This is a genomic window from Methylotetracoccus oryzae (assembly GCF_006175985.1).
Taxonomy (GTDB): Bacteria; Pseudomonadota; Gammaproteobacteria; order Methylococcales; family Methylococcaceae; genus Methylotetracoccus; species Methylotetracoccus oryzae.
In genome coordinates this window covers 19,959-41,165 of sequence record NZ_SRSH01000002.1, presented here as the reverse complement: position 1 = coordinate 41,165, position 21,207 = coordinate 19,959, and the positions used below count along the sequence as shown (strand labels likewise).

Annotated in this window: 15 protein-coding genes and 1 tRNA gene; 5 read left to right on the top strand and 11 right to left on the bottom strand. The window is 63.3% G+C overall.

Translation table 11 applies throughout. From position 1 onward, the window contains the following. Positions 1 to 411: 411 nt before the first annotated feature. The 3 genes from BWR02_RS02795 to BWR02_RS02785 form a co-directional block, all read right to left on the bottom strand. Positions 412 to 723: a HesB/IscA family protein gene (locus BWR02_RS02795; RefSeq protein ID WP_129883544.1), complete on the bottom strand. Its 312-nt coding sequence runs from the start codon at positions 721 to 723 to the stop codon at positions 412 to 414. Between the two features lie 269 nt (positions 724 to 992). Continuing rightward, positions 993 to 1,970: an alpha-E domain-containing protein gene (locus BWR02_RS02790; RefSeq protein ID WP_201276114.1), complete on the bottom strand. Its 978-nt coding sequence runs from the start codon at positions 1,968 to 1,970 to the stop codon at positions 993 to 995. Positions 1,971 to 1,972: 2 nt separating this feature from the next. Then, positions 1,973 to 3,427: a circularly permuted type 2 ATP-grasp protein gene (locus tag BWR02_RS02785; protein ID WP_139556247.1), complete on the bottom strand. Its 1,455-nt coding sequence runs from the start codon at positions 3,425 to 3,427 to the stop codon at positions 1,973 to 1,975. A 428-nt stretch (positions 3,428 to 3,855) separates the two neighbouring features. Here BWR02_RS02785 and BWR02_RS02780 point away from each other — a divergent pair, with 428 nt between their 5' ends. From BWR02_RS02780 to BWR02_RS02760, 5 genes are all read left to right on the top strand, one after another. Beyond that, entirely contained in the window at positions 3,856 to 4,989 is a 1,134-nt protein-coding gene (locus tag BWR02_RS02780) for an aminotransferase class I/II-fold pyridoxal phosphate-dependent enzyme (RefSeq protein ID WP_139556246.1), read from the top strand. A 63-nt stretch (positions 4,990 to 5,052) separates the two neighbouring features. Beyond that, entirely contained in the window at positions 5,053 to 5,514 is a 462-nt protein-coding gene (locus BWR02_RS21200; protein WP_236101854.1) for a KUP/HAK/KT family potassium transporter, read from the top strand. A gap of 16 nt (positions 5,515 to 5,530) precedes the next feature. Then, positions 5,531 to 6,982: a sodium:proton antiporter NhaD gene (gene nhaD / locus BWR02_RS02770; protein ID WP_139556245.1), complete on the top strand. Its 1,452-nt coding sequence runs from the start codon at positions 5,531 to 5,533 to the stop codon at positions 6,980 to 6,982. A gap of 53 nt (positions 6,983 to 7,035) precedes the next feature. Next, the gene (locus BWR02_RS02765; protein ID WP_139556244.1) at positions 7,036 to 8,439 is read left to right on the top strand and encodes an APC family permease; all 1,404 of its coding nucleotides are present in this window, start codon (positions 7,036 to 7,038) and stop codon (positions 8,437 to 8,439) included. A 9-nt stretch (positions 8,440 to 8,448) separates the two neighbouring features. Continuing rightward, a complete protein-coding gene (locus BWR02_RS02760) occupies positions 8,449 to 9,747 on the top strand; it encodes a cation:proton antiporter (RefSeq protein ID WP_139556243.1) in 1,299 nt (432 codons plus the stop codon). A gap of 46 nt (positions 9,748 to 9,793) precedes the next feature. Here BWR02_RS02760 and BWR02_RS02755 read toward each other — a convergent pair whose 3' ends face one another. The 8 genes from BWR02_RS02755 to purL all read right to left on the bottom strand — a co-directional run bounded on the left by BWR02_RS02755 (position 9,794) and on the right by purL (position 21,128). Then, on the bottom strand, positions 9,794 to 11,596 hold the full coding sequence (locus BWR02_RS02755; protein ID WP_139556242.1) for a SulP family inorganic anion transporter: 1,803 nt from the start codon (positions 11,594 to 11,596) through the stop codon (positions 9,794 to 9,796). A 449-nt stretch (positions 11,597 to 12,045) separates the two neighbouring features. Further along, positions 12,046 to 13,044, bottom strand: coding sequence for a protein translocase subunit SecF (secF, locus tag BWR02_RS02750; RefSeq protein WP_139556241.1), 999 nt, complete (start codon positions 13,042 to 13,044; stop codon positions 12,046 to 12,048). A 36-nt stretch (positions 13,045 to 13,080) separates the two neighbouring features. Continuing rightward, the gene (gene secD / locus BWR02_RS02745; protein ID WP_139556240.1) at positions 13,081 to 14,931 is read right to left on the bottom strand and encodes a protein translocase subunit SecD; all 1,851 of its coding nucleotides are present in this window, start codon (positions 14,929 to 14,931) and stop codon (positions 13,081 to 13,083) included. A gap of 61 nt (positions 14,932 to 14,992) precedes the next feature. Further along, positions 14,993 to 15,361, bottom strand: a complete 369-nt coding sequence (gene yajC / locus BWR02_RS02740; RefSeq protein WP_129883552.1) for a preprotein translocase subunit YajC — start codon at positions 15,359 to 15,361, stop codon at positions 14,993 to 14,995. A gap of 59 nt (positions 15,362 to 15,420) precedes the next feature. After that, positions 15,421 to 16,521, bottom strand: coding sequence for a tRNA guanosine(34) transglycosylase Tgt (gene tgt, locus BWR02_RS02735; RefSeq protein WP_139556239.1), 1,101 nt, complete (start codon positions 16,519 to 16,521; stop codon positions 15,421 to 15,423). A gap of 60 nt (positions 16,522 to 16,581) precedes the next feature. Beyond that, positions 16,582 to 16,666: transfer RNA gene (locus BWR02_RS02730), tRNA-Leu, on the bottom strand. A gap of 37 nt (positions 16,667 to 16,703) precedes the next feature. Further along, positions 16,704 to 17,078: a preprotein translocase subunit SecG gene (gene secG / locus BWR02_RS02725; protein WP_139556238.1), complete on the bottom strand. Its 375-nt coding sequence runs from the start codon at positions 17,076 to 17,078 to the stop codon at positions 16,704 to 16,706. Between the two features lie 177 nt (positions 17,079 to 17,255). After that, positions 17,256 to 21,128: a phosphoribosylformylglycinamidine synthase gene (purL, locus tag BWR02_RS02720; protein WP_139556237.1), complete on the bottom strand. Its 3,873-nt coding sequence runs from the start codon at positions 21,126 to 21,128 to the stop codon at positions 17,256 to 17,258. Positions 21,129 to 21,207 lie beyond the last annotated feature (79 nt).

Sequence of the window (21,207 nt, the reverse complement as noted above, 5' to 3'; positions counted from 1 at the left end):
CGGGACTTGGCGGTTCGGACAGTTCTCGCCGCGGCGCCGGACCCGGCGGGCGCAGAGCATAGCACACGCGCGGGTCAGCAACGTCGAGTGACCGCGAACACAGGCACCAAGCTTCGGACTGATGGAAATTCAGGAGGTTCCCCCGCGGGGGCGACAAGACGAAAGCGCGCGTCGCAAGGGATGTGCGGCTTGGCGGGTGCGGATTCAAGAGGCGATAACGAGCCGCAGATGGACCCGGTGTTCGGCTGTCACCGCGTGGGTAAGGTCATCGGCAACAGGACGGTAAACCCGGATCGGTCCGGCACGGACACGAATCAAGGCCACGCAGCGAAATGATGGAAGCGGCCGTCGCGTCGGCCGTCCGCGTCCGACTCGATCGAACGCGCACCCGCGAGGACGCGGTCCGGACGATCAGTTGTGCATCGACCGCAGGTTGGAGAACCGGAAACCCGACGCGTCCCTCTCATCCACGAAGTCGATCACGGCGCCCTCGACATAGGGAACGCTTTTCGGATCAATGAACAACTTGACCGCACCACAATCGACCACCTCGTCGTTGGGCTGCGCATGTTCCTCCAACCTGACCCCGCACTGCAGCGTATCCCCGCAGAGGGAGGACACGATGATCCGAATCCCCGTCGCTTCGAAACCAGAGGTTTTGACGAACTGCCTGGCGGCGCTGATCGCTTTGTCGGTGAGCGTGACCACGGCTTCGACCCTCATCTGCTATGAAATCTCCTTGGTTTTTGCAGGGTCTGTGCCAAGCCTTGATGCCGGGCGAGGTCGCCTCGTGAGCACTTGATTTTCCGGGATCTCAGTCCTCCGTCATTCGAGCGGGGCTGGCCGTGTGAACCAACGACCCGGCCGACGGCGCGCCAAAGCTGTGCACCACGCCGTGCCGACGTCCTTTGACGGTGCACGATTCGCGGAGCGGTCGAGGCGCAACCCGCCGTCCGGGTTGTGCCACGAATGCGGAAACCGGGTAACCCCGCTCACGCCGCGCGCGGGCGGCTGATCCTCGCGGCATCGGGACCGGCCGGCGCCTCGAAATAGCATGCGCTGACGGAATCATGGATATGCCCAAGGCAGATCTGGAGTTCGTCCACAAATTCATGCAGTTCCTTCTGGGTCACTGCATCCGGGGAGAACGCCCGAAGGAGCCGATCGACCGGCTCCAGCACCTTCAACGGCTCTTCGGACCGCGGAAGCCGGCGCAGACTGTCTTCCATTTCGAGCACGCAGAATCGCACCGAACGTGGGAAGGATTCGTCCTTCATCAGGAAATCGACGGCCTCGGTACGGCGCACCGCCGCCTGTCGGTGCCGCCGGTACATCTGGTAGGCAGTCAGCGATTTCAGCACGCTGGTCCACAGGATGTTCTCGAACGGCTTCACGGCATCGGCGGTTCCCAGTTCGTAATCCTTGTAGCGCACATCCAGAATGCGGGTCGTCATGTCGGCCCGCTCCAGATTGCAGCCCAGGCGATAAAACTCATAGCCGGCATCGTGGCTCATGGTGCCGGCGCCGATGCCGGCAATCTGCTGCACGCCGAGTATCGTATCCTGCAGATAGCCGAAGCGCCGTCGGGCAGACAACCCGTCCGCGAGGCGCTCGCTGGCATGCAGATAAAGACCGTTGATCTGCTCCCACAACTCGCGCGGCACGATGTCCCGGATCGTCCGCGCATTCTCGCGAGCGAAGCGCAGGGCCGACAGAATCGAGCCCTGCCCTCGGTCATCTCCAATCAGGAAACGCAGGACATTGTTTTCATTGGTCACCGTGTGGCGGTCGTAAAACCGCTCATGCGATCCGGTGATCGCGATCAAGGCGTCCCAGCCGGGGCGGATATCTTTCGGCAGATCCAGGATCAGGTTGCCGTTGGCGGTGATCAAACGGGCCATGTTTTCGGCCCGCTCCAGGTACCGGGCCATCCAGTACAGATGCTCGGCTACACGCGACAGCATCGCCATGCTCAGGTCTCCTCGCTCTCGACGATCCAGGTATCCTTGCTACCGCCACCCTGTGACGAATTCACGACGGTCGAGCCCTTCTTCAATGCGACCCGGGTCAGCCCGCCGTTGGTGACATACGTATCCCGGCCGGACAGGATGAACGGCCGCAGGTCCAGATGTCGGGGTTCGACGTGCTCGTCCACCAGGGTCGGTGCGGTCGACAGCAACAACAAGGGCTGGGCCATGTAATTCCTCGGGTCCTTCTTGATCAGGCTGGCGAAGCTCTCTCGCTCCTTCTTGGTCGACTTGGGACCGATCAGGATGCCGTAGCCGCCCGACTCGTTGGCCGGCTTGACCACCAATTGATCGAGATGCGCCAACACATACTCGCGATCCGCCTTGTCGCTGCAGCGATAGGACGGCACGTTGGCCAGGATGGGCTCCTCGTTGAGGTAATAGCGGATGATTTCCGGCACGTAGGTGTACACCACCTTGTCGTCGGCAACGCCGGCGCCCGGCGCATTGGCCAGCGCAACCTTGCCCTTTTTCCAGGACCGCAGCAGACCCGGCACGCCCAGCACCGAATCCGGGTTGAATGCCTCCGGATCCAGGAAGAGGTCATCGATGCGCCGATAGATCACGTGCACGCGGCACAGGCCCTCGATCGTGCGCATGTAGACGCAGTCGTCGTCGCCGACGAGCAGATCCGTGCCCTCGACGAGTTCTGCCCCCATCTGCTGGGCCAGATAGCAGTGTTCGAAGTAGGCGGAGTTATAGATGCCGGGCGTCAGCACGACGACCTCGGGCACCTCGACCTCCGGGGGGGCCAGCGAGGCCAGGCAGCTGTAAAGCTTGGATGGGTAATCGTCGACCGGTTGTATGCTGATGTTCTCGAACAGTTCGGGAAATACCCGCTTCATGACGAGCCGGTTCTCCAGCATGTAGGACACGCCGGACGGCACTCGCAGATTGTCTTCCAGGACGTAGACCGTCCCATCCTTGTCACGCACCAGATCGGAGCCGCAGATATGCGCCCAGATGCCCTGCGGCGGGTCGATACCGACGCACTCGGGCAGGAAATTCTTCGAGTCCGCCAGCAACTCCGCGGGAAAAACGCCATCGCGCACGATCTTCTGATCGTGGTACACGTCATCGATGAAGCGGTTCAGTGCACTGACGCGCTGCACCAGCCCCTTCTCGATCGTGGCCCATTCCCGTGCACCAATGATGCGCGGGATGATGTCGAACGGCCAGTTTCGGTCAATCGAGCCTTCGTTTTCCGAATAGACCGTGAAAGTGATGCCCATGCTCTTGATCTGGGCCTCGGCCGCGGCTTTGCGTTCCCTGATTTCCTCGTCGGAAAGCTCGCCGAAATGCGCGATAACCGACTGTGCGGCGGCCCGTGATCCGCCGTTCGCTGCGATCAGTTCGTCGAAGAAGCCGCTTGCGTCGTAATCCTGCCAAGCGATAGTCATGCGGGTGGGTAAATTGAGGTTGGGTTGTTCAATGGCGTCTTGAAGCGGAGCGCACAAACCCGGGCATCCTGGGGTCCTTGCATCTCGCAAGTTAGGTTAAGCAAATTACACGCCATAGCCTTGCGCGTGAAATCTCCTTGCCGCGGGCGGTAAGGCGACGCACCCGGCGGCGGACAGCGCGCGGAAGTCCCGACCGAAAACGTCACGGGACAGGATATTACGACGAAACGAGCCGGCCGATACGCTCCACATCGTCGCAGGGAGTCGCGTATGATCCGTCCCGAAGGTCACATTGCCGAAATCGACGAAAGTGCGGCGCACCAGGAAAGAGCACGCGCACCGACACGATACACCGCCCCTGTCCGAGGGCGCACCAATGCCTATCGCCTCGGCCCCGAGCGACCTACCCAACCCAGGCTTTTTCGCCGATGCGTGAATTGACCCCCTTCTTCGTCATGGAAATCCTCGCCCGAGCCAAGGAACTGGAATGCCTGGGCCGCGATGTGATCCATCTCGAGATCGGCGAGCCCGATTTCCCGACGCCGGCGCCGGTCATCGCGGCAGCGACCGAGTTTCTGCGCGCCGGCCGCGTTGCCTACACGCCGGCGATCGGCCTGCCTTCCCTGCGCGAGGCCATCGCCGCGCATTACCTTGAGCGCTACGGGATCGACATTCCGCCGCATCGCATCGTCGTGACACCGGGCGCCTCCGGCGGTTTCCTGATCGCACTCGGTCTGATCCTGGCACCGGGCCAACGCCTGCTGCTCAGCGATCCGGGCTATCCCTGTTACGGAAACCTCGTCACCCTGTTCGGCGGAAATAGCCGGTTGATACCGGTGGAGGCCGAGACGCGCTTCCACCTGAGTGTCGACGCGGTGCTGCAGCATTGGGATGCGGACACCGTCGGCACCATCTTGGCGTCCCCGGCGAACCCGACCGGCACCGTCATCGACCCACCGATGTTCGAGCGTTTGATCACCGCGGTCATCGAGCGCGGCGGCCACTTCATTTCCGACGAAATCTACCACGGACTGGAGTATGCGAGTTCCAGCCCTTCGGCCCTGAATTTTTCCGATCAGGCCTTCGTCGTCAACAGTTTCTCGAAATATTTCGGCCTGACCGGCTGGCGCATCGGCTGGGTGATCGTGCCGGAGGCTTTCGCCCGTGCCGCAGAGACAGTCGCACAGAACCTTTTCATCTCGGCCCCGACGCCGAGCCAGCACGCCGCGCTCGCCGCCCTGGGGCCCGAGTGTCGAACCGAACTCGAAGGCCGCCGACAGGAGTTTCAGGCCCGGCGCGATTATCTGGTCGGTGCCCTCCGGGCTCTCGACTTCGGCATACCGGCCATACCGGAGGGTGCCTTCTACGTCTATGCGGACGCCAGCGCCCACACCAACGACAGCTTCGAGTTCGCCCGGCGCCTGCTCGAGGACCAGGCTGTCGCCGTCACGCCGGGCAAGGATTTCGGTCGGTATCGGCACGAACGCTACGTACGGTTCGCCTATACGACGTCGATATCCAGGATGGCCGAGGCGATCGAACGGATACGCCGATCTTTATAGGATCTTTACGCCGGCACCGGATTCCGTCTGTTAGCATCCGGGCGAGTAAACCGCGCCCTCCTGATGCAGATTCCTGCCGAACACCAGCCCCGCAACCTGTTCAAGCTCGCTCCAGGCGCCGTCGGCGTCGTTTACGGTGACGTTGGGACCAGTCCTCTGTACACCCTGAAGGAGGTCTTCAACGGTGCCCACGCGGCGACGGTCAATGCCGGCAACGTGCTGGGAACGCTGAGACCGCACCGGCCGCCACCCTTTCCAGCCCGGGTCACGGCACAGGAGCGTCGATCCCGAGGCAGCCCACCCGCAGCGACTGGTACGGGAAAAATGACTGGTATCATTCAACGGCGACCGACGCTTCAGGCGATCCCGCCTCCGGATCGCCCTCCCCCTGTTCCATATCTCGTTCTCTGCTCCCCCAGTGCCGTGGGCGTCAGCCGGCGGTCAGCGGCATGCCGCCGTGAAGCGAGCCGAGCGCCCGCTTGCCACCCGACCGTTTCTCCCCATCCGTTCGATGTCAAAACTTGAGGAAACCTTGCCTGAGATGAACGCTGCCGTCCGAATTCTCACTGCATTGCTGCCGGCTGCGCTGCCCGGCCTTGCCAACGCGACCGAGGCTGATGCTTCGCGCACCATCGATCTGAGCGGAAACTGGGTCGGGATCGCCGCCATCGTCATCTTCTTCCTCGCCTATGTCTTTGCGATGCTCGAAGAGAGCACGATGCTCCGCAAGTCAAAGCCGATGGTGCTCGCCGCCAGCCTTATCTGGGCGCTGATCGCCGCCGTGTACGTCTCCGGCGGACTGGGCGAGATTTCTGGCAGCGCGTTCCGTCGCTCGCTGGAGGGTTATGCCGAGTTGTTCCTGTTCATACTGGTATCGATGACCTATCTCAACGCCATGGAGCAGCGCGGCGTTTTCGACACCTTACGCATCTGGCTGCTAAGCAAGGGTTTCGGTTATCGCAAGCTGTTCTGGATCACGGGGATCCAGTCGTTCTTCCTGTCTTCCGTCTGCAACAATCTGACGACCGCCCTGCTGATGGGCGCGGTCCTGATGGCGATGGCGAAGAACAATCGCCGCTTTATCACCATCGCCTGCGTCAACGTCGTGGTGGCGACCAATGCCGGCGGATCGTTCAGCCCCTTTGGCGATATCACTACCCTTCTGGTCTGGCAAAAGGGCGTCGTACCCTTCGTCGACTTCTTTACGCTGTTCATTCCGTCGGTGGTCAACTTCCTGGTACCCGCGTTGATCATGCAATTCTGGATCCCGACGGGCAAGCCGGCATCGGCCGGCAAGGCCGTACCCTTGCGCCGGGGCGCATCGGGCATCATCATCCTATTCCTGTTGACGATCCTGACCGCGGTCTCGTTCGAGCATTTCCTCCAGCTTCCGCCCGCGGCCGGCATGCTAGCCGGACTGAGCTACCTGAAATTCTACTTTTACTATCTCTACCGAACGCGCATCCGACCTTCGTCAACCCTACCGGCCCAAAAGGACACCGACGATCTGGAAGGAGCGGAAATACCGGGGGATCCGGGTGAGACGAAGCAGTTTTTTGATGTGTTCCACAACGTCGCTCAGCTTGAGTGGGACACCCTGTTGTTCTTCTACGGTGTGATGGTCAGCGTCGGCGGGCTCAGCTTCATCGGCTACGGGACCCTGGCGTCGCAACTCCTTTACACCGACCTGGACCCCACGGTCGCCAACTTGCTGGTGGGCATCGTGTCAGCCTTTGTCGACAACGGCACCATCATGTATGCGGTATTGACCATGCAGCCCGCCCTGTCCGAGGGGCAGTGGCTGCTGGTCACGCTGACTGCCGGCTGTGGCGGCAGTCTGCTCGCCATCGGGTCGGCGGCGGGCGTAGGACTACTGGGACAAACCCGCGGCCTTTACAATTTCGTTTCGCATCTGAAATGGGCGCCGGTTATTGCCCTGGGCTACGCTGCCAGCATCCTGGTCCATTTCGCGATGAATGCTCGATTCTTCTGACCCACGCGATTGTTCGACACCGCATCCCATCCTCGCAGTCCAGGAGTAGCCACATGCAGATGTTTCGCACCAAGACCAGCACACCAGACGATTTCGAGGAGAGCGGGCTCCGGCGCTGTCTCAGTGCAACCGACCTGACGCTGCTCGGCATAGGGGCCATCATCGGCACCGGAATTTTTGTGTTGACCGGCATCGCCGCCGCCACGCAGGCCGGGCCGGCGGTAACGATTTCGTTCGTCATCGCCGGTCTGGCCTGCGCCTTCGCCGCCCTGTCCTATGCCGAACTCGCCTCCAGCGTCGGCGGTTGCGGCAGCGCATACGGCTACAGCTACGCTGCCTTCGGCGAGATCATTGCCTGGATCATCGGTTGGGACTTGATGCTCGAGTATGCGATTTCGGTCGCCGCGGTCGCGAACGGCTGGTCCGGGTACCTCTGCCAGGCGCTGAATGCGATCGGCTTCCCGCTACCGGACGAGCTGACCAAAGCGCCCGAGCTCGGCGGCATCATCAACCTGCCCGCCTCGGCCATCATCTTTTTCCTGATGGCGCTGCTGATCGTCGGGGCCAAGGAAAGTGCCAGACTCAATGCCGTGATGGTCTCGGTCAAGCTGATCACGATCACGGTCTTCGTGACCATCGCCGTATTCAACGTCAATCCGGCCAACTGGGATCCCTTCATGCCCTTTGGCTGGTTCAGCCACAACGCCGACGGCAAGCCCGTGGGCGTACTGGCCGGCGCATCCATCGTGTTCTTTGCGTACGTGGGCTTCGATGCGGTCTCGACCGCCGCCGAGGAAGCGCACAATCCGAAACGGGACGTCCCGATCGGTATCCTCGGTTCCCTGGCCTTCTGCACGACGGTTTACATCATCGTGGCCGGCCTGTTGACCGCGATCGTGCCGTACGCCGATCTCAACGTGGCATCGCCCGTGGCTCATGCGCTGCAACTGATCGGCTTTCGATGGGCCTCGGCGCTCGTGTCCACCGGGGTCATCGCCGGGCTTACCACGGTGATGCTGGTGCTCTACTACGGCCTGACCCGGATCATCTATGCGATGTCGCGCGACGGGCTGTTGTCGGACTGGTTCTCGACGGTGAACGCCCGCACCCAGACGCCGATCCGCGTCATTGTGATCTGCGGGCTGTTCATCGCGGCGGTTGCCGGAATGGTGCCGCTCGGAGAACTCGCCGAACTGGTCAACATCGGCACGTTGTTCGCTTTCGTTCTGGTCTGTTTCGGTGTGATCACGCTGCGCATCACCCAGCCCGAGCTGAAGCGTCCGTTCCGCACCCCCATCAATCCCGTGTTCCCGTTGCTCGGTGCGGCGATGTGCCTCGCGCTGATGGGCTTCCTGCCGACCCTGACCTGGGTGCGTTTTGTCGTCTGGCTGGGCATCGGCCTGGTCATCTATTTCGGCTATTCCTACCGGCACAGCCGTCTCCGGCAGCCGGCCTGACCCGCTCGCGTGGCGCATCAGGGAGTCCCTCCAGGTCAGGGACTGGAGCAGGTTCTCCTGTTCGTCCTCCTGCAACTGAGCCTCATCATCGTGCTGGGGCGAGTTGCCGGCGGGCTCGCCCAGCGGTTGGGGCAACCGCGGGCCGTCGGCGAGATGCTGGCGGGCCTGCTGCTGGGCCCCTCCCTGTTCGGGCGGCTGGCACCGTCCGCGCAGGCCTTCGTCTTCCAGTCGACCGATACCCTTCCGATCGGCATCATCAGCCAGATCGGACTTATCCTGCTGATGTTCCAGATCGGCCTCGAGTTCGACTTCGGTCACCTGCAGGCCCGGCGCAACAAGCGCGCAGCGATTGCCGTGGCCCTGGTCGGCATCATCTGCCCCTTCATTTTCGGCTTTGGCTTCGGCTTCGGATCATCGGCCAAGCTGGCCCCGTTCATCGACAGGTCGGCCTATTCCCTGTTCCTGGCCACCGCGTTCTCGATCACGGCAGTTCCGGTCCTCGGGCGCATCATGATGGAGTACGGACTGACACAGACCCGCATCGGCGTGATCACCATCGCTGCAGCAGCCATCACCGACGCCATCGGCTGGACCCTGCTGGCCCTGATCAGCACCTGGGTGACGAGCCGGCTGGCGGCTTTCGACACACTGCTGCAGCTCGGTTATCTGGGCCTTTATGGCCTGGCATGCTGGTGGGTGGTGCGGCCGCTGCTGCGCTGGCTGGTGCGTGTCATGCGCCGGGGCGACGACGTTCTGACGCAGGACCTGATGGCGCTGTTGCTGGCGGCCGTGTTTCTGTCTGCGATCGTCACCAACTGGCTGGGTCTGTTCGCGATCTTCGGTGGCTTTGTGATCGGTATGCTGCTACACGACCAGCGCGCCTTGGTCGAAGCCTGGAAAGCCAGGGCAGCCGACCTGGTCATGGTGTTCTTCATGCCGGTTTTCTTCACTTACACGGGGCTGCGCACCAATGTGGGCCACCTCGACAGCCCTCAACTGTGCGGCGCCTTTGCGCTCGCGCTGCTACTCGCCGTCACGGGAAAGTTCGGCGGCTGTTATCTTGCCGCGCGCTGGAGCGGGCTGGATGCGTCTTCGTCACGGAATGTGGCGATCATGATGAATACACGTGGCCTGTTGGAACTGGTCATCGCGAATGTCGGGCTGGACCTCGGCGTGATTCCGCCATCGGTCTTCACCATGCTGGTGCTGATGGCGGTGCTGAGTACGATGATGACGGCCCCGGCACTGCGGCGTTGGTTGCCGCGGCCCACCAGGCCTGCCGATGGTAGGGGTGTACCAGCCGGCTGAGGCGCTGCGGGGCAGAAGCGAATCCGCCCCGCCGCGGGGGACTACCTCAAGGAACGAAGTAAAGCGGTGTCTCGCCGATCGGCGTCTCGCGACGCGGACAGGTAGGGCACGGCTCCGAGATCAGCTCGTAGGCATGGCGGACGGCCTGTATGGTGCTGGTCAGCCGCACCGGTTGCTCCAGGAACAACTCTTTCTCACCCAACCGGTCGGCAAAGCCCGTCCGCTGCATCACGTCATGCAGATGGGGACTTACACCACACATGACCACCTTGACCCCGCGGGCGCGCACCCGATCGAGAAAGCTCTCGAGAAGGTTCAACGCCACCGCATCCGGATTTCGCGCCCGCTTCATGCGCAGCAGCAGAACTTCCGTGTCCGGACCGATCAGGCTCTCGATATATTCGAAATGCTTGTCCAGCGCTGCGGTGGACCCGAAGAACAGCTCGCCCTCGAGCCCGAACAACAGGATCTTGGAACACGGCTCGTCCTCGGGCAGGCGTTCGTGAATGGCGCCGTCTCGCGTGACGACAAATTCCGATAGCCGCATCCGCCCAGCGCGCGGGACGGCCAGCATGAAGGACATGAAAATGCCGATCAGGACGCAGAACTCGATCGAAATGCCGACCGCCGAGAAGGCCGTCACGGCCACGATGGCAGCGTCGAAACGCGTAGCCCGAACGTGATAACGCAGTGCGTGCCAGTCCACCATTTTCCAGGCCGACAGAAACAGGATACCGGCGAGCACCGCCTTGGGTATGAACCGGGCATAGGGCGCGAAGGCCAACATGATGACCGCGACTGCGATGGCGGAGATCACACCGGACCACTGGGACGCGGCACCCGCCTGCTGGTTGATGGCCGAACGCGTCAGTGACCCCGAGCCCGGAATGCACTGAAAGAAGCTGCCGGTAAAGTTCGCCAGACCCTCGCTGAGACATTGCTGGTTCATGTCCAGCTTCTGCCGTGTCACGGCCGCGATAGCCTTGGCCATCGACAAGGCTTCGAGCAAGCCCAGCATCGCAATCGCCAGGGAGCCTGTCGCGAAGTCGCGCATCATCGCGGCATCGAAGTTCGGCCACTGGAACGACGGCAACTTGGCCGGAATGTCCCCGATGATCTTCACGCCGCGCGCTTCCAGGCCGAAGGACCACGAGAGCCACGCTGCCCCGACCACCACGATCAGCAACTCCGGCAGAAATCGCCAGCCGATCTTGTTCTTGAACCAGCGTAACAGCAGCACCGCGGCCATCGTGCCCAGCCCGACCCACAGCGTGTCCGCGTGGATCGCCCCGCCTTCCGTCATCGTCTGCCAGAAGCGCGACAGGAAATGATCGTGCACCCCGCCCATGGCCTTCTTGCCGAGCAGGTTCTTCATCTGGTCCAGCACGATCAACGAGCCCGCCCCCAGCGTGAAACCGACGATCACCGAATGCGAAACATAGCGCGTGAGGTCCCCGAGTCGCGCCGCGGTGATCGCGAGCTGCACGACACCGACCATGAAGGCCACGAGCATCGCCGCTTCGATCTTCGATTCCGGCGCCACCGACGCGATCACGCTTAGCAGTGCAATCGAGGTCGCATTCGTCGGCCCGTTGATCAGCTGACGTGACGAGTCAAACAGCGCACCGACCGCCGTCATCACGATGGCCGTGTAAAGACCGTATTCCGCGGGCAATCCCGCGACCAGACCGTAGGCCATGGCTTGCGGCACCGCGACCGTGGCCACGGTGAGGCCCGCCAACAGGTCACTACGACCATCCTGCCACGAGTAGCGTCGCAGCGAATCGAGGGCAGGGATGAACTTGTAGGCCCCGGTCGGGACCGAAGCGATATCAGAGCGTTGGGGCATCGAATCTCCCTTTTGAAGTCTTCGAAAAGAGTGGAAACCGACGGGTCCACCGCGAAGGGCCGCACCGGTGGTGCGTGGCGATACCCGAACCGAACCAGGCCGTCATTTACCGCGGACTCTCAGAATCACGCAAATAACAGGCCAAGGTGCAGTGCTGTCAGCGTATCGTACCCGACTAAGAACACCTAATAATAAAAAGTAATTTCGTCATTCCAAAATGGAAGCATCATTCCATTGTTGGCAACGCTGTACCGCGGGGACACAGGGATTCACGGGTGCGCCTTGGCGCGGGCGGTCGATCAAGATGCGCCCGAGATCGAAGGACTCGGCTGCATGGGGATGGGTTTACAGCCCTCCGCGGAGGGCTTTCTGGGGGACACAATAGCGCTCCTGGAGCGCTCTGGCATGCGCGCCGGTGCCGGGGAAACCGGCCACCGCGCCACGGGAGATCAGGGGCGGGTGTCGACCGCGCCTTCCTTTTCCGGCAGCAAAAGGTCCGCGCGGCTGACGCCGAGGCGCAGAGCCAGCGCACTGGCCACGTAGATCGACGAATAGGTGCCCACGACGATACCGATGATCAGCGCGATCGCAAAGTTATGGATGATCTCGCCGCCCCAGATCGCCATCGCCAGGACGGTGACAAACGTCAGGAACGAGGTCATCAAGGTGCGGCTCAGGGTTTCGTTGATCGACAGGTTCATGATGTCGATCACCTCGCCGCGGCGGTATTTCCGGAAATTCTCGCGGATCCGGTCGAACACGACGATCGTATCGTTCAGCGAGTAGCCCATGACCGCAAGAATTGCCGCCAGCACGCTGAGATCGAAGTCCAGCTGGAAAAACGAGAAGATCCCGAAAATCATGACGATATCGTGCAACGTCGCCAGAATCGCACCCAGCGAGAAGCGATATTCGAAACGCCATGCGACGTACACGAGGATCCCGATCGTCGCCAGCACCAGCGCCAGGATGCTGCTCTCCGTCAGGTCATCGCCCACCTGGGGCCCGACGAATTCCACCCGCGTAATCGTGGCCTTGAACGCCGGATCGGTATTCAAAGCGGCCGATACGCGGCTCTTGAGGTCATTCTGGGCCAGCCCGAGATCTTCGGCGACTGGGTCCTTGGCAGTTCCGTCCTTGGCCGGGCCACCGTCAGCATTCGCCTCCGGCGGCAACCGGATCAGGACGGTGCGAGCAGTGCCGAAATGCTGCGCGGTCGGACCGTGGAACCCGGCCGTCTCGAGTTGCAACCGGATCGCGTTCAGATCGGGCGGGTTGTCATAGGTCGCTTCGACCACGGTACCACCGGTGAAGTCGATCGCGAAGTTCAGTCCCCTGACGAACAGCGAGACGATCGCGGCCAGGCTCAGTATGACCGACAGGCCCACGGCGATAGTCCGCTTGCCGAGAAAGTCGATCTTGTAGTTGCGGGTGATGGTTTCAGCCACGGATGCGGGTCCTCAATGAAATTCGGCCGGCTCGATTCAAATCCACAGCTTCGCGGCGCGGCGCTGCCCATAAACCCAGTTCACCATCATGCGCGTGCACATGACGGCGGTGAACATCGACGTCAGGATGCCGATGGTCAGCGTGACCGCGAAACCCTTGACAGGCCCCGACCCGATGCCGAACAGCATCACGGCGGCCAGCAGGGTCGTGATGTTCGAATCGAAAATCGTGCTGAAGGCGCGCTCGAAGCCGGCATAGATCGCCGATTGCGGAGAGTTGCCGTTGCGCAATTCCTCCTTGATACGCTCATAGATCAGCACGTTGGCATCCACCGCCATGCCGATGGTCAGGGTGATGCCGGCGATGCCGGGCAAGGTCAGCGTCGCCTGCAGTAGCGACAGGATCGCTAGAATCAATGCCACGTTGAAGATCAGCGTGAAGGCGGCGATCAGCCCGAACACCTTGTAATATACGAGCATGATGACGATGATCGCGGCGAAGCCGATGACGAACGAACGCACACCCTGATCGATGTTCTCCTTCCCGAGGCTGGGGCCTACGGTGCGCTCCTCGACGATGTCAACCGGCGCCGCCAGGGCCCCGGCTCGCAGCAACAGCGCGAGATTACGGGCCTCATCCGCGGTGTCGAGTCCGGTGATCTGGAAGCGCTTGGTCAATCGGTCGCGGATCGTCGCCACGTTGATGACTTCCTCGACCTTCTTGCGTGTGGTGACTTTCTTGCCGTTGACTTCCTTGGTCTCGGACTTGTTCTCGATGAACACGACGGCCATCGGTTTCCCGATGTTGACCGCGCTGGTATCCGCCATCCGTTTCGCGCCGATGCTGTTCAGCGTCACGAACACGGCGGGCGTCCCCGACTGCTGATCCATACCGGAGGCCGCGTCGACCACCTGATCGCCCGTCACGATGATCTTACGCTGCAGCAGAATCGGCTGTCCCGCACGGTCGCGGTACAACTGTGCCGTCAGGGGCACCCGCGAATCGGCCGACGACGGAACGCTGTGCTCGGTATCGACCAGCCGGAACTCCAGGGTCGCCGTGGCACCGAGGATTTCCTTGGCCCGGGCCGTGTCCTGCACGCCGGGCAACTGCACGACGATCCGGTCCGTCCCCTGTTGCTGGATCACCGGTTCGGCCACGCCCAGTTCATTCACACGGTTGCGCAGGGTCGTGATGTTCTGGCCCACGGCGAACTTCTGCACTTCCCGCTTCTCGACTTCGGACAAGGTCGCAAGCAGGACATTCTGACTCTCGTCGGTATCGATCAGCAGCCCGCGGAACTCGCGGCCCAGCACACTTTGCGCCTGCGCCAGCGTCGCCGTGTCGTCGAACTGCGCGCGGATGGTACCGTTCTGGCGGTCGACCGAGCGGTAGCGCAGCTTGTTCTCGCGCAGCAGGGTCCGCACGTCCTCGGCGTAGCGCTCTTCGCGCTGTTTGATTGCGGCTTCCATGTCGACCTGCATCATGAAATGCACGCCGCCCCGTAGGTCCAGGCCCAGGTACATGGGTTGGGCACCTATCGCCCGCAGCCAGCCCGGTGTCGCGGGCGCCAGATTCAGTGCGACCGTGTAATTGGTGCCCATGGCCTTCTCGATCGCATCGGCTGCCTTGAGCTGCGCGTCGGTATCGGCAAAGCGGATCAGCAGCCGCTTGTCGCTCAGTTCGACCTTTTGTGGCTTCAGGCCCTGACCCTGCAGCAACTCTTCGACCTGCTGCCGGACCGTGTCGTCGACCTTGGCGGACCGCACCGGCGACAACTGCACGGAAGGGTCTTCGCCGAAGAAATTCGGCAACGCATAGATGAAGGCCCAGAGCAGCACGCCCAGGATCAGCAGATTTTTCCAGAGGGGAAACGAATTGCGCATAGTGTCTTCCAGTACTCAGCCGGACGAAGGGAATCCCTTCGTCCGACGCGGGCCGCGCGGCTTAGGAGGCGGGTTTGTCCAGTTTTTCCTGCTTTCGCTTGCTCGCCTTGTAGGTGCCCTTCGGCATCAGCGAGGCCACAGCGTGACGCTGGACGTTTACCTGCACGTTGTCGCCCACTTCCAGCACGATGAAGTTCTCGTCGAGGTCGACGATCTTGCCGAGCAGCCCGCCGTTGGTCACCACCTCGACGCCTTTGGCCAGCGACTCGATCATTTTCTTCTGCTCGCGGCCACGCCGATGCTGCGGCAGCACGAACAGCAAGAAGAACATCAGCAGGATCGCGATCGGCAGAATGAGTCCGGCGAATCCGGGCTCCTGCGCGGCAGGGCCGGCAGCCTGCGCATGTGCACTCGATATCAGGAAATCCATACGGGTCTAAGCCTCGCGGCGGTCGTCGTTAAAAGCGCGGCATTATGGCACAAAACGCGCTAAGCGGCGCCGCGATTCCGCAAAAAGTCAGCCACGAAAGCAGACCACGCATCGGCTTCGATGGCACCGCGAATGCCGCGCATCAGGTCCTGGTAGTAATACAGGTTGTGTATCGTGTTCAGGCGGGCGCCGAGGATCTCGCCGCATTTGTCCAGATGCCGCAAATAGGCGCGACTGTAGTTCCGGCAGGTGTAGCAGCCACACTGTTCGTCGATGGGGCGCCGGTCGTCACGGAAACCGGCGTTGCGAATCCGCAGGTCACCGAAGCGGGTGAACAGATGGCCGTTTCGCGCATTACGGGTGGGCAGCACGCAGTCGAACATGTCGATGCCCAGACCCACGGCTTCGACGATATCCTCGGGCGTCCCAACCCCCATCAGGTAACGCGGCCGGTCCCACGGCATTGCGGGTAGCAGCGCGCCGAGCACACGCCGCCGATCCTCCTTGGGCTCCCCCACCGAGAGTCCGCCGATCGCGTACCCATCAAATCCCAGGCTGACCAGCCCCGTCAGCGACTCCTGTCGCAGCGCTTCGTAGATGCCGCCCTGAACGATGCCGAACAGCGCATTCGGATTGCCCTGGTGGGCGCGCAGGCTACGCTCGGCCCAGCGCAGCGAGAGTCGCATCGACGATTGCGCTGCCTCGTAGCTAGCCGGATAGGGTGTGCATTCGTCGAAGATCATCACGATGTCCGACCCGAGCGCACGCTGCACGGCCATCGACTCCTCGGGGCCCAGAAACACCGGCGAACCATCGATCGGCGAGCGGAAACGGACGCCCTCCTCCGTGATCTTCCGCATCGCCCCGAGGCTGAACACCTGGAAACCGCCGGAATCGGTCAGGATCGGACCGTCCCAATGCATGAAACCGTGCAGCCCCCCGTGTAGACCGACGATGTCGGTGCCCGGGCGCAGCATCAGGTGAAAGGTATTGCCGAGGATAATTTCGGCGCCCAGCCCCCGCAACTCTTCCGGGGTCATGGCCTTGACGGTGCCATAGGTGCCGACCGGCATGAAGGCGGGAGTCTGCACCGTGCCGTGGCTGAGCGACAGCTCACCGCGTCGCGCCGGTCCGGCGCTGGCTGCAATGGAAAATTGCATGGTGCTTCAGGCAATGCGCCGGGTCGGCAGGAAACCGACCACGTCGCCCGTGGAAACTGTTGGTGCCGATGGTCGGACTTGAACCGACACGACTTGCGTCACCACCCCCTCAAGATGGCGTGTCTACCAATTCCACCACATCGGCTAGGAAACTGATCAGGAACGATCCGGCCCCGGCAAGCTCACTTGGCGGGTGCGGGAGCCCCGCTCGGGACGTCTGCAGACTGCGGCAGGTCGCTCGGCGCCTTGGCAGGCTGTGGTACCGGCGGCAAGTCCGACGAAGTCTTGGGAGCGGCCGGCGTGTCCATGATGTCAGCCGGTTTATTGTCCCTGTGATCGGACAAATAGGCAAGCGTGAGGCTGGTGCTGAAAAACACCACGGCCGCGATCGCCGTCGACTTCGACAGAAACGTGGCAGCACCCCGGGCACCGAAGAAGGTGTTCGAGGAACCACCGAAACCCGCGCCGGCATCAGCCCCCCGGCCCCTCTGGATCATGACCAGACCGATGATCGCCAGAGCAACCAGTACATGCAGAACCGTTAGCGCTTGAACCATGAACACACCCAAAGGAAACCGTACGACAATCGGGGCGCTGCGATGAAGGCGGTGTCTCCACACGCGCAGCACACCAAGGAATCGAGGCGAGTGCTCATCGCGTTTCTCGCGCCGACCCGGGAAAGCCGCGTAGAGTACCCTGCGGCCCGCCCGGTTGGCAAGGATCGTCCGCCGGTTTCAGCGCAGAAACGCCCGCGCGTTCCGGAACATGCGGCGCCACGCGCCTTCCTGCTCGCTGCTCACCGACCGCCAATTGTTCTGCAAGCCGCGGTAGCAACGTTCCGGATGCGGCATCATGATCGTGAAACGCCCGTCCGGCGTCGTGAGTCCGGCAATGCCGAGCGGCGAACCGTTGGGGTTTTCCGGAAAGCGCTCTGTCGGGGCGCCCGCAGCGTCCACATACTGCAGCGCAACCAGCGGGCCAGCGGCTGCGAGTGCCGCAGGCGTGTCGAACTGTGCCCGCCCCTCGCCATGCGCCACGACCACCGGCATGCGTGAGCCCGCCATGCCGCTGAAGAACAGCGAAGGCGATCCGCCGACGCGCACCGGCACCCAGCGCGCCTCGAATTGCTCCGAAACGTTACGCACGAAGCGTGGCCAGTGCTCGGCGCCCGGAATCAGCTCCCTCATCTGCGCCATCATCTGGCAGCCATTGCAGACGCCCAGCGCGAAGGTGCCCGAACGCTGGAAGAAGGCTTCGAAGTCGTCGCGTAACCGCGCGTCGAACAGAATCGACTTCGCCCACCCCCCGCCGGCACCGAGCACGTCACCGAACGAAAAACCGCCGCAGGCCGCAAATCCCGCGAAATCGGCGAGTTTGACCCGGCCTGCCGCCAGGTCGCTCATGTGGACGTCGACGCTGACGAAGCCGGCCTGCTCGAATGCGGCCGCCATCTCCACATGACCGTTGACGCCCTGCTCGCGCAGCACGGCCACCCTCGGGCGCGCCAGATTCAGATACGGTGCCGCCGGATCTTCCACGGGGTCGAAACTCAACGCCTCGTGCAAGGCGGCGCTCCCGCCATCGGCGATGGCCGCGTACTGCTGCGCAGCGCAGCCGGGATCGTCGCGCAGCGCCTGCATCCGGTAGCTGGTCTCTGCCCAGCAAGCCTGCAATTCGGCGCGCGTCGCCTCGAAGCATACCGTCCCGCCGTTCCGGATCGAGATCCGCCCCGAATCGGTCGGTGCGCCGAGCACCCTGACGCAAGCGCCAAGACCCGCCCGCTCGAGCAGCGTCCGGACGGCGTCAAGCTCCGCGGCCCGCACTTGCAGCACGGCGCCGAGTTCCTCGGCGAACAGCAGCGGGAGCACCTCGGCGTCATCGCAAGCGAGATCGATCTCGATGCCGCAGCGGCCGGCGAATGCCATCTCGCACAGGCTTGCGAGCAACCCGCCATCCGAACGATCGTGATACGCGAGCAGGGCCCCCGCTGCGTTGAGATCCTGAATCGCGGCGAAGAACGCGCGGAACAGCCGCGGGTCGTCGAGATCCGGACAGGCCCCGCCGGGCTGGCCATAGACCTGCGCCAGAACCGAACCACCCAGGCGATGCCGGCCGCACCCCAGATCGACGAGCAGCAGCGCCGTGTCGCCGGTTTGCAACTGTGGGGTCAAGGTGCGGCGCACATCACTGACGGGCGCGAACGCCGAGACGATCAGCGACACCGGCGCGGTCATGGTCTGCTGCACGCCCCGCTCGGACCAAACCGTCTTCATAGACAGCGAATCCTTGCCCACCGGAATCGCGATACCCAGGGCCGGGCATAGCTCATGCCCCACGGCCTCGACCGTATCGAACAGGCGTGCGTCCTCGCCCGGCGCGCCGCACGCCGCCATCCAGTTCGCTGACAGCTTGACGTCGCCCAGGGCACCGATGCGCGCGGCGGCGATATTCGTCAGCGCTTCGCCGACGGCCATCCGCCCCGATGCCGGTGCGTCGGTGACGGCCAGCGGCGCACGTTCGCCCATCGCCATCGCCTCGCCGTGGACCGCCCGGAAACCGGCGGCGGTCACGGCCACATCGGCGACCGGGACCTGCCAGGGCCCGACCATTTGGTCGCGCACGACCAGCCCGCCGACCGAGCGGTCGCCGATATGAATCAGGAAACTCTTGTCGGCTACGGCCGGGAAGCGCAGGACGCGCCGCACGGCCTCGCCCAGTTCGACTTCCGAAAAGTCGAATTCGGCGCAGGCACGGCTTACCCGCGCGACGGATCGATGCATCTTCGGTGGCTTGCCGAACAGCAGCGACATCGGCAAGTCGACGGGCGCGTTATCGAAACGCGCGTCGGTCAACTGCAGGACTTTCTCTTCGGTTGCGTAGCCGAGCACCGAATACGGACAGCGCTCCCGCTCGCAAAACGCCTGGAATGCCGCCAGAGCCTCCGGTGCCACGGCGAGCACATACCGTTCCTGCGACTCGTTGCACCAGATTTGCATCGGCGACATGCCGGGGTCGTCATTCGGGATGGCCCGCAGTTCGAAACGCCCGCCCCGGCCGGCGTCGTGAATGATCTCCGGCACCGCGTTGGAGAGCCCGCCGGCACCCACGTCGTGAATCGCCAGGATGGGATTTTGCTCACCGAGCGCCGCACAGCGATTGATGACCTCCTGGCAGCGACGCTGCATTTCGGGATTCTCGCGCTGGACCGAGGCGTAATCGAGTGCCTCGGCGCTGGCGCCCGACGCCACCGACGACGCGGCGCCGCCACCCAGCCCGATCAGCATGGCCGGACCGCCCAGCACGATGATCGCGGCGCCGGGAGGAATCTTCAGCTTGTGGATGTTCGGCGAACGGATGGTTCCCATGCCGCCGGCGATCATGATCGGCTTGTGGTAACCGCGAATTGCCTCCGGATCGCCAGAGTCCTGTTCGTAGGTGCGGAAATAGCCGCACAGATTCGGTCGCCCGAATTCATTGTTGAAGGCCGCGGAGCCGATCGGACCTTCGAGCATGATCTGCAGCGCCGACGCGATGCGTTCCGGCTTGCCGAGTGCGGTCTCCCAGGGCTGGGGAAAGCCGGGGATGCGCAGATGCGAAACCGAGAATCCGGCCAGACCGGCTTTGGTCTGCGAACCGCGCCCGGTCGCCGCCTCGTCGCGAATTTCGCCGCCGGAGCCGGTCGCGGCCCCGGGGTGGGGCGAGATCGCCGTCGGGTGGTTGTGCGTCTCCACCTTCATCAACAGGTGTGACGGCTCATCCACGTAATGGTAATCGCCGGTCTTCGGGTCCCGCAGCAGCACCGCCGTGTCCCGCCCCTCCACGACCGCCGCATTGTCATGGTAAGCCGAGAGAATGCCGGCCGGGCTCACGGCGCTGGTGTGGCGGATCATCCCGAACAGCGACTCGGGCCGGGGGACGCCGTCGATCGTCCAGCTGCCGTTGAAAATCTTGTGTCGGCAATGTTCCGAGTTGGCCTGGGCGAACATCATCAGTTCGACGTCGGTCGGATCCCGACCCAGGCCTTGAAAGCTGTCCGCCAGATAGTCGAGTTCGTCCTCCGACAGGGCGAGTCCGAGGGACTGGTTGGCCGCCGCGAGTGCGGTTCGCCCCTGTGCCAGCAGCGGCACCGTCGCCAGGGGCGCCGGTTCATGGTGCGCGAAAATCGCCGCCTCGTCGCAATCCGCCAGGACGGTTTGCGTCATGCGGTCGTGAAGCCGCGCCGTCAGTCCGCGCCAGGCTTCCACAGACAGTTCACCTGCATGGTCGAAACGGTAGCGTATGCCGCGCTCGACCCGCCGCACCGCCGTCAGGCCACAGCGTTGGACGATCTCGGTCGCCTTGCTCGACCACGGCGAGATCGTTCCGAGGCGAGGCACGACCAGCGCGGTCAGCGAATAAGTGACGTCCTCGGCCGCCCCCTCGCCATACGCCAATACCTGTTCCAGCCTTTCCCGCTCCTCGGGCCGGAGCGGTCGCTCCAGTTCCACGAAATGCTCGTAGTGTGCCTGGAGGTCACGCAGATCGGGGATCGCTGCGCGCAGCTCGTCGAGCGACCGCCGCCGGCGCCCCGCCGACAGGGCTGTTGATCCGGTAAGCCTGATGTACATCGTGATACGTAGGGTCTAGGAAGTGCTCGAGGATGGACGGCGAAGCCGACGAGAGCCCCACCCGCGAGAAGCGTGGTGT